The sequence below is a fragment of the Natronospira bacteriovora genome (assembly GCF_030848495.1).
Lineage (GTDB): Bacteria > Pseudomonadota > Gammaproteobacteria > Natronospirales > Natronospiraceae > Natronospira > Natronospira bacteriovora.
On record NZ_JAVDDT010000008.1, the window covers coordinates 127817 to 141482 of the forward strand.

The following is a 13666-nucleotide window of genomic DNA, read 5'->3' on the forward strand; positions in this document are numbered from 1 at the left end:
CGCCCGGCATTTCGATGATCAATCATTAGGCCCTTCACTCGCTACCCATGCTGGTTCGTTGAGGATCGAAGTCACCCACCAGCGAACGGATGTTTTCCATCAGCTCGGTTTCCTGATAGGGCTTGCCGAGATAACGATCGACACCGATCTCGAAGGCCCGGTTACGGTGCTTGTCCCCGGTTCGGGAGGTGATCATGATGATGGGCACGGATTTCAGCTCTTCATCGTTGCGCATGTGGGTGGCCAGTTCATAGCCGTCCATGCGGGGCATCTCGATATCCAGCAGCATCACGTCCGGCTTGACATCCTGCAGCTCGGCAAGCGCATCCACACCATCCTTCGCGGTTACCACCTTGAGGCCATAACGCTTGAGCAGGCGTTCGGTGACGCGGCGCACGGTGATGGAATCGTCCACCACCATGACGGTGGGTGTTTCATCCGCTCGGGCGGCGGCGGGCTGCTCGGCCATGTCGGTGGTCACGGTCTGCACGCCGCCGCGCACCATGCCACCCACGTCGAGAATAAGCACAATGCTGCCATCGCCCATGATGGTGGCACCGGAAATCCCGCGCACATTGGCAATCTGCGGGCCCACGGACTTCACCACCACTTCGCGGCTGCCCCGCATGCCTTCAGTCACCAGAGCCGAAGCGTAGTCGCCGACTCGCACCAGCAGCACGGGCAGGGTACTGGCGTCGTCCGGCAGGCTGGGACGACCAAATCCAAGCATGCCGCTCAGGTGCTGAAGCTGATAGTCGCGGCCGCCATATCGGAAACGCGGCTCTTCATCGGCCAGTTTCTGTTCGATCTCGTCCTTCGAAATGCGAACGATACCTTCGATGGACGGCAGGGGGATGGCGAACACTTCGTCCGCCACATCCACCATCAGAGCCTGGGTAATGGCCAGGGTATAGGGCAGGCGGATGGTGAAACGGCTCCCCACCCCTTCACTGGATGTCATGTGGAAGCTGCCACCGAGCTGCTTGATCTCGCTGTGGACGACATCCATGCCCACGCCGCGTCCGGCCGTCTGGGTAATGGTATCCGCGGTGGAGAACCCGGGCTCGAGGATGTACTGGATGGTCTCTGCTTCGCTCAGCTCCACTCCCGGCTTGACCAGACCCATCTTCTCGGCCCGGGCCCGGATCTTCTGTACATTGAGGCCGCGCCCGTCATCCATGACCTCGATGACCACTTCCGAGCCTTCCCGGTGAAGCTCGATGGCAATCAGGCCCTCTTCCGGCTTGCCGTCCTTGTCGCGTTCTTCCGGTGTTTCAATACCATGCACCACCGAGTTACGCAGCATGTGCTCCAGGGGTGCGATGATGCGTTCCAGCACCTGGCGATCCATTTCCCCTTCACCACCGATCAGGCGCAGATCCACCTGCTTGCCTTCCTCGGCCGCGGTCTGACGCACCAGGCGGCGCAGCCGCTGGGCATGACGGGAGAAGGGCAGCATGCGGGTGCGCATGAGCCCGTCCTGCAGATCCGTGTTCACACGCGACTGCTGCACCAGCAGCGTCTCGGCCTCGCGGGCATGGTTGCTGAGCAGGCCCTGAAGACTCACAAGGTCACTCACGGACTCCTGCAGGGCCCGTGACAGCTGCTGAAGCTGGGAATAACGATCAAGCTCCAGCGGGTCGAATTCCAGGTCGGCACTCCCCTCTTCCTTCTCCCACTGATAGCGCACCTGCGCCTCGATCTCGATTTCCAGATCGCGGAACTGATGGCGCAGTCGATCCACCGTCTGATCCAGTTCCTTGAGGTGGAAGTCCATGTTGGAGAGCTGCTGCTCCACCCGGGAGCGGTAAATGCTGACCTCACCGGCATTGTTGAGGAGGTTTTCCAGCAAATCGGCACGGACACGCACCACTTCCTGCTGCACGCGGGACGCACTGCGTCGCTCACCATGTTCAGCCAGCGGATCATGGGCCGACTCTTCCGCAGGGGCTTCGCCGGCGGTCGGCTCCACAGGGGTGGAAGTGGTGGGAGCTTCGTCTGGTTCCGGGGTCCACTCGTCTTCCTGCTCGAGATCACTGACGGGCTCGTCATCGAAGACGCGCCCACCCCGACGATCGAGCCGCTTGAGCTCGTCCTCCAGGTCGGAACCGTCAACGATGGCTTCGCCGGCCCCGACCTGTTCGATCATGCGGTGTACCCGGTCGACGCAGCGCTGGATAAGGCTGGTGAACTCGGCGCTCACGGGCAACTTGCCATCCACCGCCTTGGTGAGGACGGTCTCCATCTCGTGACTGAGGTCGCCCATGGGCTTGAGGCCGGACATGCGGGCCCCGCCCTTCAGGGTGTGGAGATGGCGCTGAAGGGCCGCCACCAATGCCGCCTCATCTCGCTCAACCCGCCATTCCTGCAACGCTTCGTCCATCGCCTCCTGCAGCTCAAGCGCTTCTTCCATGAAGACGCCGGCCAGTTCCTCATCGTAATCCGGCAGATCGTCCAGCGGAATTCGATCCGGACTCACCACCTTGGCGGCGGTGGAATCGGCGGCATGGCTCACTTTCTCGTCTTCGGCAACCGGCTCCGGCTCGACGGCCGTGGACACCGACAGCGCCTGGGCACGCTCATGGATGCGTTCAAGCAGGGCGGCATCCGGTTGTGGCGCACCGGCCGGTGTGGCCAGCCCCGCCACCTGCTTGCGGACTTCGGCCACGGACTCCCTCAGCAAGTCGGCAAAACCGGCATCCGGCGCAATGTCGGCTTCCTGCATTTCCCGGGCCAGGCGCTCAAGCGGTGCGATGAGTGCGGGAATCTCTTCCACGTCGGCCGTGTGGGAACTGCCATTCAGGGTATGCAGTGCGCGCAGCAGGTCAGCGCTGATCACCGGCTCTTCATTGATGGCGTCGGCCTGCTCGCTGACGGTACTCAGGTGGCGATCCGTTTCCTTCTGGAATATCTCGAACAGCACCGGATCCATGGCAGGTTCGACGTCGAAGGCGTCTTCACCTTCCAGATCCAGCCCGGCCTCGTCAGCCGTTTCGCTCGCCGCTTCCCCGACAACTCCTGTCGCATCCGGCCCGGCTTCGGTCTCGGCGGTGTATTCTTCCGCCGGCCACTCCAGTTCATCCAGGGCCGCGTCGAGAGCACTGTCATCGGATTCGTCGAAACTGAGGTCGAGATCCTCGGAGGAGAGCTCCCCTACCCCGGCCTCGTCATCGGCGGAATCGTCCGGCTCGGGAACGGCCGGCATCTCAATCGCTTCCGGCTCTTCATCGGTGGCAGCGGCCTCTTCAAGGGCGCCGGCATGCAGGTCCGGCGTGGCTTCACCGGGCTGTTCCCCGCGACTGTAGGCGTCCGCCTTTTCCATCAGGCCGACGGCGTCCACCTCGATGTCGCCTTCACCCTTGAGGTGGCGAATCAGGTCCGGAATGGCATCAATGGCATCGCCCACCAGCGCCACCATGGGCGGTCCGGGGTCCACCGTCTGATCAATGATGCGATTGAGAAGGTTCTCGAAGGACCAGGCAAATTCACCAATGAACTCGGCGCCGACCATGCGCCCGGAGCCCTTCAGGGTATGGAAAGAGCGGCGAACGGTAGTCAGGGCCTCCTGATCACCGGCATTGTCCCGCCAGCGCGGATATTGTTCGCGCAGGGAGGCGAGCTCCTCGTCCGCTTCCTCGAGGAAGATCTCCACGATCTCTGGTGCCACTTCATCGGCCGGTGGCAGTTTCTTCTTCGCCGGAGCGGCCGGCTTGCTCGCGGACTCGGGCTCCGGAGCAGGGGCCTGCGCTTCCAGGCCGGCATCGGGACGTGCCGTCTCCTCCTCCGGCCCTGCCTCCTCTTCGGCAAGACCCGGCATCGTCAGGGCCTCGCTCTCAATGGATTCGTCCGTCGTGTCCGGCGGACCTTCCAGCACGATCTCGTCGCCGGCGGCATCCGACGGTGCCGCCGCGGCGGAATCCTCCGGCAATGCTCCCGGGCGATAGCCCAGCTCGGAAATGCAGTGTTCGGCATTGTCCAGCATGGATTCGGGGCGCCCCCGGCCCTGCTGAATGGTCTCCAGATAGAATTCCGTGCTGACAATGGCATCGGCCAGGCGATCAAGGCTCTCCGGCCCCGGCGTTTCCTGACTGCCGAAAATACGGTCGCGAATGAACAGGGCAGCGGCCTGCAGGATATTCCCGGCCCGTTCCAGCTCCAGCAGACCGAGACCGGCACGAATCTGATGCACCAGCTGCGGAATCGGCTCCAGCTTGTCGCGCTGCTCGGGTGTCTTGACGAAATCCTGCACCCGCTCCTTGACCTTGGCCAGGTTGACAATGCATTCCCGGATGACTGCCCCGGACACTTCCTGGTCGGCGCCGTCGTCGTCACCACGGCCAGTGGCCACGCCGGCCATCTGGCGATCCAGACGTTGCTCGACCTCCAGCAGCGCACTGGCGGTCTGCATCAGGCTGTTGTCGTCGATTGCGGCCTGGGACTGGGCCATCTGCTGCAGATTGTCCCGCTCATTGGCCACCCGTTCCTTGAGGTGATCAAGGCCGAGCATGCCCAGGGTGTCCGACACCTTGCGCAACAGGTCTGCCAGCGGGCCAAGTTCACTGGAATCCGTCTGTCCGGTACGGACGTGGATGTCCAGGGTGTCCTTGACTCGTGCCAGGTCTTCCTTCACCGCCGTGGAGACGGTCTGCATCAGGGCGGCGTTGGGCCCGGCCAGTGCATCCTCCACCGAACGCAGGCGTTCCTCATCCGGCAACAGCTCGTCCAGACCAAAGCTGTCGCGAATGCCACGCACCCGATCACCGCCCGCCGTGGCGCGGGCGATGTAGTAAAGGAGGTTGTTGATGAGTTCTTCAGGCGGATCGGACTGGATGATGTCCTCGCCCTGGTCGGCCAGCCGCTTGATCTCACGATCCACGCGGCCCATCAGCTGCTTGAAGCTCACATCGGCTTCCAGGCCACCGTGGGCCAGCGCCTCCAGAGCACCACCGACCACCCACCAGAGCTGGAATACCGGCGGTGACTCGGAGGCCTCTTCAAGCTTTTCGGCAATCTTGGCCAGGGCCTTGAGGTACTTGCCGGCCGTGGGTTCGCGGTACCAGCCCAGCAGAGCCTTCTGGAACTTGCCGCGAAGTTTCTGGGCAAGCTGCTGACTGTCGCCTACCGCGGCACCGGGGCGGGCGACCTTCTCCGACAGGCGTCGGCCACCGATGTCCTTGGCAAAAATGGCACTCTCGCTGAGCAGGGGACGCCCCCGCGAAGCCCGCATGTCATTGATCAGGGAGAGCAGTGCGAGGGGCACATCCGGCTGGCCACCCACGACCCGCTCGAGGTAGTCGGGCAGCTGGAGCAGACCACGGCTGAGGACCTCCAGGGCACCGTCGCCATCCTTGACCGACCCTTCCGCGATGGCACGCCCCAGGGCTTCCATCTCCTCGGCCAGCATGGCGGCACCATACACCTCGACCATGCGCAGGGTGCCATGCGCCTGGCGCAATGCACGCAAGCAATTCTCAAGACCATCCTGCTGCTCATCCTCCACATAGGCTTCCAGTCCATGGCGAGCCTGGGTAAAGGTGTTATCGAGCTCCGATTTGATCCAGAGCAGCGAATCAGAGGCAGCCTGTGTCATGGCGCTTTTCCTGGTCCCTTAATCTTGGTCATCAGGCCAACCGGACCTGTCAGTCGACCTTCTCGGTGCGACGCGGATCCTTGTCATCCTCACCTTCGGTCTCATCTTCCGGCCATTCGATCTCATCCACGAATTCGGTGGATTCATCCGTATCGTCCTGGACAGCATCGCTGAGTTCGGGCAGCTCCTCGCCACCATCATCCAGATCCGCGGATTCCTCGCCCAGACCGGCGTCGCTGTAGTCTTCCAGACCAGACACCTCGCCACCGAAATCATCCGAAGACATGACCACGGTCTGTTCTTCCTGCTTGCCCGGGAGCTTGAAGCCGGAGACGGATTTACGAAGCTCGGTAGCCAGGGCCGCCAGCTTGCCGATGTTGTCGGCGGTGGCAGTGGTGCCTTCATGGGTCTGGGAAGTGATTTCCTGAATGACCTGCATGGTCCGGGACACGTCGGTCGCGGCCTGGGCCTGCTGGCGAGCGGCACTGGAAATGCTCTGAATCAGGGTCGCGATGTGGTTGGACACCTTTTCAATTTCGTCCAGGGCTTCACCCGCGTTCTCGGCCAGCTGGGCCCCGTTCACCACGCCGGAGGTACTGTGCTCCATGGAGATCACGGCCTCGTTGGTGTCGGTCTGAATGGTCTTCACCAGGGCCTCGATCTGCCGGGTGGCATTACCGGAGCGTTCCGCAAGGCGCTGCACTTCGTCAGCCACCACCGCGAAGCCGCGACCGGCCTCACCGGCGGCGGACGCCTGAATGGCGGCGTTGAGGGCGAGGATGTTGGTCTGCTCGGCAATGTCGTTGATGAGCTCCACGATATCACCGATTTCCTGGGAACTCTCACCCAGACGCTTGATTCGTTTCGACGTTTCCTGAATGTTCTCGCGGATGTTGTTCATGCCGTCGATGGTGCGGCGCACCGCGTCACCGCCCTTATGGGCGATTTCCACCGACTGCTGCGCCACTCGAGTCGAACGTTCGGCGTTCTCGGACACCTGCTCAATGGATTCCGCCATTTCCTGAATCTGGCGGCTTGCCGAGGTGATTTCCGAGCTCTGGTGCTCGGAGGCCTCGGCCAGGTGAGAGGCGGTGGCACGCGTCTGCTGGGCGGTGGCATCCACCCGCACGGCGGTGTCGTTGATGGTCACCACCAGGTCCCGAAGGGCATCCACGGCGTAGTTGATGGAGTCCGCGATCGCCCCGGTGATGTCCTCGGTCACCGACACCTGAACGGTCAGGTCACCATCGGCGAGACTGCCCAGCTCATCCAGCAGCCGGAGAATGGCTTCCTGGTTGCGCTCATTCTGTTCCAGCTGCAAGGCAGCGGCCTTGCGGGTGTCCGAGGTCAGTACGTAGACGTAGATGAGTACGGCGAGAATCAGCAGGGCCGCACCACCGAAGATGTAACCGTAGGTGGCGGAAAACATGCGGTCATCAATGGAGCGACGGTAATTGTTCTCGGCTGAACGCACGCCGGACAGCAGTCGGTCACTCAGTTCCGCCAGCGTGTTGTTGGCGGAATGGATAAGTACCAGGTCGGCCCGCTGGCCCTCGATGCTGCGAACCTCGTCATTCACGCGCCCGTAATAGAAGGCAATGTCGTTGATGATATCCCGGGTCAGATTGTCGTTGATGCGCTGAATATCCAGATCGTCATCACCGTCCTGAAAACCGGCCAGGACACGGCCGAAGAAAGCGTTGTCATTGCCCAGACGGCGCGCCGCGTCAGCCGGCTGGCCCGTTCCGCTCACCAGGGAGCTGGACCACTGCTGGATGCGCGGGGCCAACTGTGCAAGGCGCCCCTGATAGAACACCTGACTGGCACCGGCGTTGATGTCGAGCATGCGATCGCCCAGCGCCTCGATTTCGCTCTGCAGGGAGGGCATGTTCTCCTCGATGACACTGAGCGACTGATTGGCGCGGCGAATCAGATCCCCATTGTCCAGCAGCACCTGGGCCGCGTCCCGGGCAGTGCTCCAGTTCTCCTGCAACAGCGAGAGTTCCTGGCGGACGGTGCGCGGCGGCTGGGGCATCAGTGTTTCCGGGTTGCCTTGGCGCATGAGCCGCAGCGTGCGGTCAAACCGCTCACGATCCGTGTACAGCCGCTGGATGGCTTCGCGGTCACCGGTAATGGCCAACTGCGCATTCTTTGCGACACTCTGGGAGAGCACGGCCTGTTCGGCGGCGTACCCCAGAAATTCCTCGTCATGGGAAGCGCGCTGCGTCACGAAGAAGAAGTTCACGATGGCGGCGGCCAGCAATGCCAGCACCACGATGATGAGAACGTAAAGCAGCTTGTTTGAAGTGCTACCTGAGGACTTGGCCATTGGTTTTCACCTGGTATCGTTCATCGTTGTTCTGCCCGGGCCGCGGCCCGCGTCACTGATTCCTGTTCCGTTCACTGGGCCGCCTGAAGAAAGAGCTGGCTCTCCACCAGATCCCGCAGATTCAGGATGCCCCAATATTCATCGCCACGACGGAAGCCACCCCGGAAGAGACTCCGGAAGGGCTCATCCAGATCGGGCAGCTCCTGCACCGCCTCATCCGGCTGAAAACGCCGGAACCCGCGCACTTCGTGCACCAGCAGACCCGCCGGGATCTCCGGGTGCTTGACCGCGACCACCCTCGCCTTGCGATCCATGGGGGTCGGCTCCCGACCCGCCAGCATGGACAGATCCACAACCGAAAGGAGCTGGCCGCGGACATTGGCCAGCCCCTTCAACCATGGACGTGCGCCCGGCACTCGGGCCAGGGTTGGAACGGGCAGCACCTCGCGCACCTCGTCCCGCTCCACCAGGATGTTCTGGTCTCCCATGACCAGACCCACGCCGACCCATTCGTCGCCGGTTTCCAGCCCGGACTCCTGCTGCCGACCGGCGGCCGCCTGCCGGCAACGGCGATCCAGCTCCTGCAGCAGCCGGAAGGGTTGATCCACCAGATCGGTCAGCGAGGTCATCTCAGCCATGGGCGATTACTTCTCCAGTACTTCTTTCACCTTGCCAATCAGCGCTTCTTCCTTGACGGGTTTGACCAGATAGGCAATCGCGCCCTGGCGCATGCCCCAGATCTTGTCGGTTTCCTGATCCTTGGTGGTGATGATGATCACCGGAATATTCTGGGTGGCTTCATCCTTGGCCAGCTGGCGGGTGGCCTGAAAACCACTCATGCCGGGCATGACCACGTCCATGATGATGGCGTCCGGCTTTTCCTTGCGCGCCACCTCCAGGCCTTCTTCACCACTTTCGGCGGAAATGGCGGTATATCCGTGCTTCTCAAGCTGTGTCTTGAATACGTGGACTTCCGTGGGGGAGTCGTCAACGATCAGAACCGTCGCCATCTGCAAAATCCTCCAGATTTATGTTTAGTCAGAATGTGTGAAGTGTGTGCCGAAAACATCGATCAAGCCGTGCGCCGCACATGATTCTCGATCGCCCCCAAAAGTTCGTCGCGGGTAAACGGTTTGGTGAGGTATTCCTCCGAACCCACGATACGCCCACGCGCCCGGTCAAACAGCCCGTCCTTGCTGGAGAGCATGATCACCGGTGTGTTCTTGAAACTGGTGTTACGCTTGATCAGGGCACAGGTCTGGTAGCCGTCAAGCCTCGGCATCATGATGTCGACAAAGATGATGTCCGGTTCGGATTCGGCAATCACCGACAGCGCCTCGAAACCGTCAACGGCGGTGAGGACCTCACATCCGGCCTTTTTCAGCAAGGTTTCGGCCGTCCGGCGAATGGTCTTGCTGTCATCGATGACCAGGACCTTGAGTCCACTCAGATCACTGTCATTCGCCACCGGAACCTCCGTCGCATCGTCAAACCGGCCGTGCCTGCCTGGCGAATGATTCGCCGAGACGGCACCGGCCTCCGAAATAGCCACAACCCGATTCATGACTGAATCCCCCCGGCGCGGCCTTTGTCATAAGTTGACACCGTATGGGCTACCGGTGTCAAAGCCCGCACCTGTATCGTAATCGGAACGCAGCGCTCACCGCGCCCTTCCAAAGCCGCTGAAAGCAATAATATCGCCTTCTATCATAATATTAGCGCACAATCCAATAAGTTTCCTTGAACTGGTTCACGGAAACACTCGGAAATGGCCTGCTTTTCCAGCCGCTCCAGCGCGCCCGGAACAGGCATAATGGGCGCCGGCAATCCGACTCAGGCGGCCCCGAGGAGAGACAATTGAGTACACGCAAACCGGTCATCGGCGTGGTCATGGACCCCATCACGGCCATTACCCCCTACAAGGACAGCACGCTGGCCATGATGCTGGAGATCCAGCGTCGCGGCTGGGAACTGCGCTACATGACCCTGGAAGACCTCTTTCTCGACAACGGCACGGCCTGCGCCCGCCATCAAGGCATCGAGGTGCGCGACGACAACGAGGACTGGTTCACCCTGCGCGAGAGCGCTGAAGGGCCGCTCACCGCCATGGATTGCCTGCTGATGCGCAAGGATCCACCCTTCGACATGGAGTACATCTACGCAACCTATCTGCTGGAACGGGCGGAATCGGCGGGCGTTCGCGTGGTGAACCGACCGGCCAGCCTGAGGGACGTCAGCGAGAAAGTCTACACCGCCTGGTTCCCGGAATGCTGCCCACCCACCGTCATCGCCCGCGATCCGGCGCGCCTTCGCCATTTCATTCACGAACAGGGTCATGCCGTCCTGAAACCCCTCGACGGCATGGGCGGTCGCGACATCTTCGTGGTACGCGATGGCGACCCCAATACCAGTGTCATCCTGGAGCACCTGACCGGCAGCGGCGCGCGTTTCGCGCTGGCCCAGCGCTATCTGCCGGAGATCAGCAAGGGCGACCGGCGCATCCTGCTGGTGAATGGCGAAGCCAGCGGGCCGGCACTGGCGCGCATCCCGCGCGCCGGTGAATCCCGGGGCAATATCGCGGCCGGCGGTTCGGTGCAGGGTTCGGAGCTGAGTGAACGGGATCACTGGCTGATCGAGCGCATCGGCCCGGTCATGCGCGACAAGGGACTGATGTTCGTCGGCCTGGACGTCATCGGCGATTACGTCACTGAAATCAACGTGACCAGCCCCACCTGCATTCGGGAACTGGATTCGCTCTATGGCAGCAACATCGCCGGTCAGCTCATGGATGCCATCGCCGCTGAGGCGGGCTGGACTCCCTGATGCCGCGTGTTGCAGCCACATTGCTGGCGCTGATGATCCTGACGGCCTGCGCCCGTGAGGATGAGCCGCGTCACGACAGCCATTTCTATGCCATGGGCACGCGCATTGAAATCACTGTGCGCGCGCAAAGCGGTGCAGCCGCGGAGGCACATGCGGCTCTGGCAGCGGAGGCGGCAACCCTTCATCAACGCTGGGACGCGTGGGGAGACGGGGCCCTGGGCACGCTGAATGCGTCGCTCAGCCATTCGGACACGGCCGCGGTTCCGACGTCCATTCAGGCCGGAATCGAACGGGCCCTGTCACTGGCGAAAGCCAGCGGCGGACTCTTTCACCCGGGCATCGGGGAGCTGGTCGAAACCTGGGGCTTTCATCGCCAGCCACGGCCACAGGCACCACCCCCGTCTCCACAGACCGTCACCGCCGTGCTGCAGCGCCTGCCACCCATTGATGCCATGAACCTGGAAAATGGGCGCCTGGATACTGGGCAGACCGGCGCTCGACTGGATCTGGGCGGCTTCGCCAAGGGCCTGGCACTGGAAAAACTGGGGCGGATCCTTGGCGAGCTCGGCATTCGACATGGACTGATCAACGCCGGCGGTGACCTGATTGTGCTGGGTGATGCCGGGGGCCGTGACTGGCGAATCGGCATTCTGGATCCCCGGGGCGATGGCGTGCTCGCCAGCGTCGCTGCGCGGGACGGGGAGTGCATCATCACCTCCGGGGACTATGAACGGGATTTCATCCATGAGGGGGAGCGCTTCCACCACCTGCTTGACCCCCGTACCGGGCGGCCGGCACAGGCCACGGCCTCGGCCACGGTCATTGACGAGGACTGCGCCCGCGCCGATGCCGCCGCCACCGCCCTGTTCGTGGCCGGCCCCGGCCACTGGCCTGCCGTGGCCAGCGCCATGGGTGTGGATCGGGTCATGCTGATCACGCCCGGAGGGCAGGCCGAACTCAGTCCCGCGATGCGGGATCGAATCCGGTTCCAGGATCGTGAACCACTGCAGGTGGTTCGGGAGCTGCCATGACAGCAAGACCGCGCCTCCACTGGCTGGATCTGCTGGTCATCACCGTGGCCGGAGCCGGCATCGGCGCGCTCCTGGCCGGCCACTGGCCAAGCGGAGCCGCCAGCGAGGCGAGAATCTATCTGGAAGGCGAGCGAGCCCTGACGCTGGCCTTGTCCGAAGACGGTCACCACCGGCTAGATGGCCCCCTGGGTGAGACGCTGCTGGAGATTCGTGACGGCCGCATCCGCTTTCTGGAGGCGCCCTGCAACGAACGCATCTGCCTGCGACGCGGCTGGCTGAGGCACAACGGTGAAAGCGCCAGCTGCATCCCGAACCGGGTTCACGTGCAGCTGGCAGGACGAGAGCGTGCTTATGACAGCATCAATTTCTGAGCACCGTAGCCGTGAAGACCGGCTCATTGTGGGACTGGCCACGCTGGCCGTCATCGTGCATGTCCTGGAAACGGCCATCCCCAGCCCCATCCCCGGTCTTCGGCCCGGACTGGCCAACGCCATCACCCTGATCGTCCTGTTCCGACATGGCTGGCGCATCGCCGCCTGGGTGAACCTGCTGCGCGTGGTGGCCGGCAGCCTGCTGATCGGGACGTTTCTCACCCCCGCCTTTCTCCTCAGCCTGTCCGGGGCGATCACCACCCTGCTCATGCTCGGCCTGCTTATGCCCCTGATGCGTCTGGGGCTGGGACCGGTCGGGGCGGGCGCACTGGCATCCCTGGCCCATGTCGGGGGACAATTGCTGCTGGCCTGGCTGATCTTCATCCCTCATCCGGGACTCTGGGCCATGGCTCCGTGGCTGATGGCCGCGGCCCTGCCCCTGGGCATCATGACCGGCCTGGTGGCGGTGGAAACACTCAGACGGCTTGAGGGGTCAGAACCGGAAGAACACATCCATGTACGCAAACGGGAAGGCAAGACACGCGCATGAGACAGGTTGAAGTCGTCAAGCTGCGGCCGGGCTCCAGCGACCGCCTCATCACCACGGTCTTTCTGGCCGGCTTGCTGCACGGCATGATCATACTCGGCGTCAGTTTCTCCGGCGGCGAGAGTGAGGATCTGCGCTCCAACACCCTGGAAGTGACTCTGGTGGCGACCCCGGACGAGCAGGCGCCGGATGAGCCGGATTACCTGGCCCAGGCCCACCAGCGCGGGGCGGGCAACATCGAGGAACGGGTGCGCCCCGAATCCGCCCAGTCCACACTGGATCAGATGCCCAACCCCGGCCTGGCCGAAGGGTGGGCCGAAGACACCGAAGTGGATGTCAGCGACGGCAGTGAGTCACCGGACACCCTGGACAGCCGGGATCCGGAACCCGAACCGCAGCCGCTGCTCACCGCCAATCGCAGCCCGGAAACGGTTGCCAGCGCCAGCGCCACGCCCCGAAACACCCGTCAGCCGCTGCAATTGGCCAGACTCCTCACCGATGGCGAGGAACAGGCCGATCCCATCAGTGACGACGATCGCCAGCCGCTGGCCTACAGCGACAACCCCCGCGAACGCTTCATCTCGGTCAACACCCGTGAACACAACTACGCCCAGTACCTGGAGAGCTGGCGCCGGCGGGTGGAGTCCGTGGGTAATGACAACTATCCCGAAGAGGCACGCCAGCAACAGCTGCGGGGCGCACTGACGCTGGAAGTGGCCATTGCCGCCGACGGCACCCTGCGCGAGGTTCGCCCGCTGCAGAGCTCCGGCCATGCACCGCTGGATCGGGCGGCCGCCCGGATCGTGCGCATGGCCTCCCCCTTTCCGCCCTTCCCGGAGGCCATCCGCGAAGAGACGGACATCATTCGCTTTGCCTTCCGCTGGGAATTCGGCGCCGATCGCACGGTGCGTACCGGCGTGCGGCTGCCCGCCGACTGAGCGCCGGCCCGGCTGGCGTCAGGGCCGGCGGTTACCG

10 protein-coding genes are annotated in these 13666 nt (G+C 63.2%); 5 read left to right on the forward strand and 5 right to left on the reverse strand.

From position 1 onward, the window contains the following. Nucleotides 1-34: 34 nt before the first annotated feature. The 5 genes from RBH19_RS12010 to RBH19_RS12030 all read right to left on the reverse strand — a co-directional run bounded on the left by RBH19_RS12010 (nucleotide 35) and on the right by RBH19_RS12030 (nucleotide 9483). The gene (locus RBH19_RS12010; protein ID WP_306729091.1) at nucleotides 35-5590 is read right to left on the reverse strand and encodes a hybrid sensor histidine kinase/response regulator; all 5556 of its coding nucleotides are present in this window, start codon (nucleotides 5588-5590) and stop codon (nucleotides 35-37) included. A 49-nt stretch (nucleotides 5591-5639) separates the two neighbouring features. After that, nucleotides 5640-7919: a methyl-accepting chemotaxis protein gene (locus RBH19_RS12015; protein ID WP_306729092.1), complete on the reverse strand. Its 2280-nt coding sequence runs from the start codon at nucleotides 7917-7919 to the stop codon at nucleotides 5640-5642. Nucleotides 7920-7990: 71 nt separating this feature from the next. After that, nucleotides 7991-8557 carry a chemotaxis protein CheW gene (locus tag RBH19_RS12020; protein WP_306729093.1) on the reverse strand — a complete coding sequence of 189 codons (567 nt, stop codon included), beginning with the start codon at nucleotides 8555-8557 and terminating at the stop codon, nucleotides 7991-7993. 6 nt (nucleotides 8558-8563) lie between these two features. Next, a complete protein-coding gene (locus tag RBH19_RS12025; protein ID WP_306729094.1) occupies nucleotides 8564-8929 on the reverse strand; it encodes a response regulator in 366 nt (121 codons plus the stop codon). Nucleotides 8930-8991: 62 nt separating this feature from the next. Further along, on the reverse strand, nucleotides 8992-9483 hold the full coding sequence (locus RBH19_RS12030; RefSeq protein ID WP_374728975.1) for a response regulator: 492 nt from the start codon (nucleotides 9481-9483) through the stop codon (nucleotides 8992-8994). Between the two features lie 326 nt (nucleotides 9484-9809). Between RBH19_RS12030 and gshB the strand changes: the two genes are divergently transcribed. From gshB to RBH19_RS12055, 5 genes are read left to right on the forward strand one after another with little or no spacing between them, the layout of a single operon-like run. Then, nucleotides 9810-10742 (forward strand): glutathione synthase, encoded by a 933-nt coding sequence (gene gshB, locus RBH19_RS12035; RefSeq protein ID WP_445353983.1) that lies wholly within the window; start codon nucleotides 9810-9812, stop codon nucleotides 10740-10742. Next, nucleotides 10742-11773 carry an FAD:protein FMN transferase gene (locus RBH19_RS12040; RefSeq protein ID WP_306729096.1) on the forward strand — a complete coding sequence of 344 codons (1032 nt, stop codon included), beginning with the start codon at nucleotides 10742-10744 and terminating at the stop codon, nucleotides 11771-11773. Before gshB ends, RBH19_RS12040 begins: the two co-directional genes overlap by 1 nt. Then, nucleotides 11770-12144 carry a NusG domain II-containing protein gene (locus tag RBH19_RS12045; protein WP_306729097.1) on the forward strand — a complete coding sequence of 125 codons (375 nt, stop codon included), beginning with the start codon at nucleotides 11770-11772 and terminating at the stop codon, nucleotides 12142-12144. Before RBH19_RS12040 ends, RBH19_RS12045 begins: the two co-directional genes overlap by 4 nt. Continuing rightward, the gene (locus RBH19_RS12050; protein ID WP_306729098.1) at nucleotides 12125-12694 is read left to right on the forward strand and encodes a Gx transporter family protein; all 570 of its coding nucleotides are present in this window, start codon (nucleotides 12125-12127) and stop codon (nucleotides 12692-12694) included. The genes RBH19_RS12045 and RBH19_RS12050 overlap by 20 nt, the downstream gene beginning before the upstream one ends. Next, nucleotides 12691-13629: an energy transducer TonB gene (locus tag RBH19_RS12055; RefSeq protein WP_306729099.1), complete on the forward strand. Its 939-nt coding sequence runs from the start codon at nucleotides 12691-12693 to the stop codon at nucleotides 13627-13629. Before RBH19_RS12050 ends, RBH19_RS12055 begins: the two co-directional genes overlap by 4 nt. Nucleotides 13630-13666 lie beyond the last annotated feature (37 nt).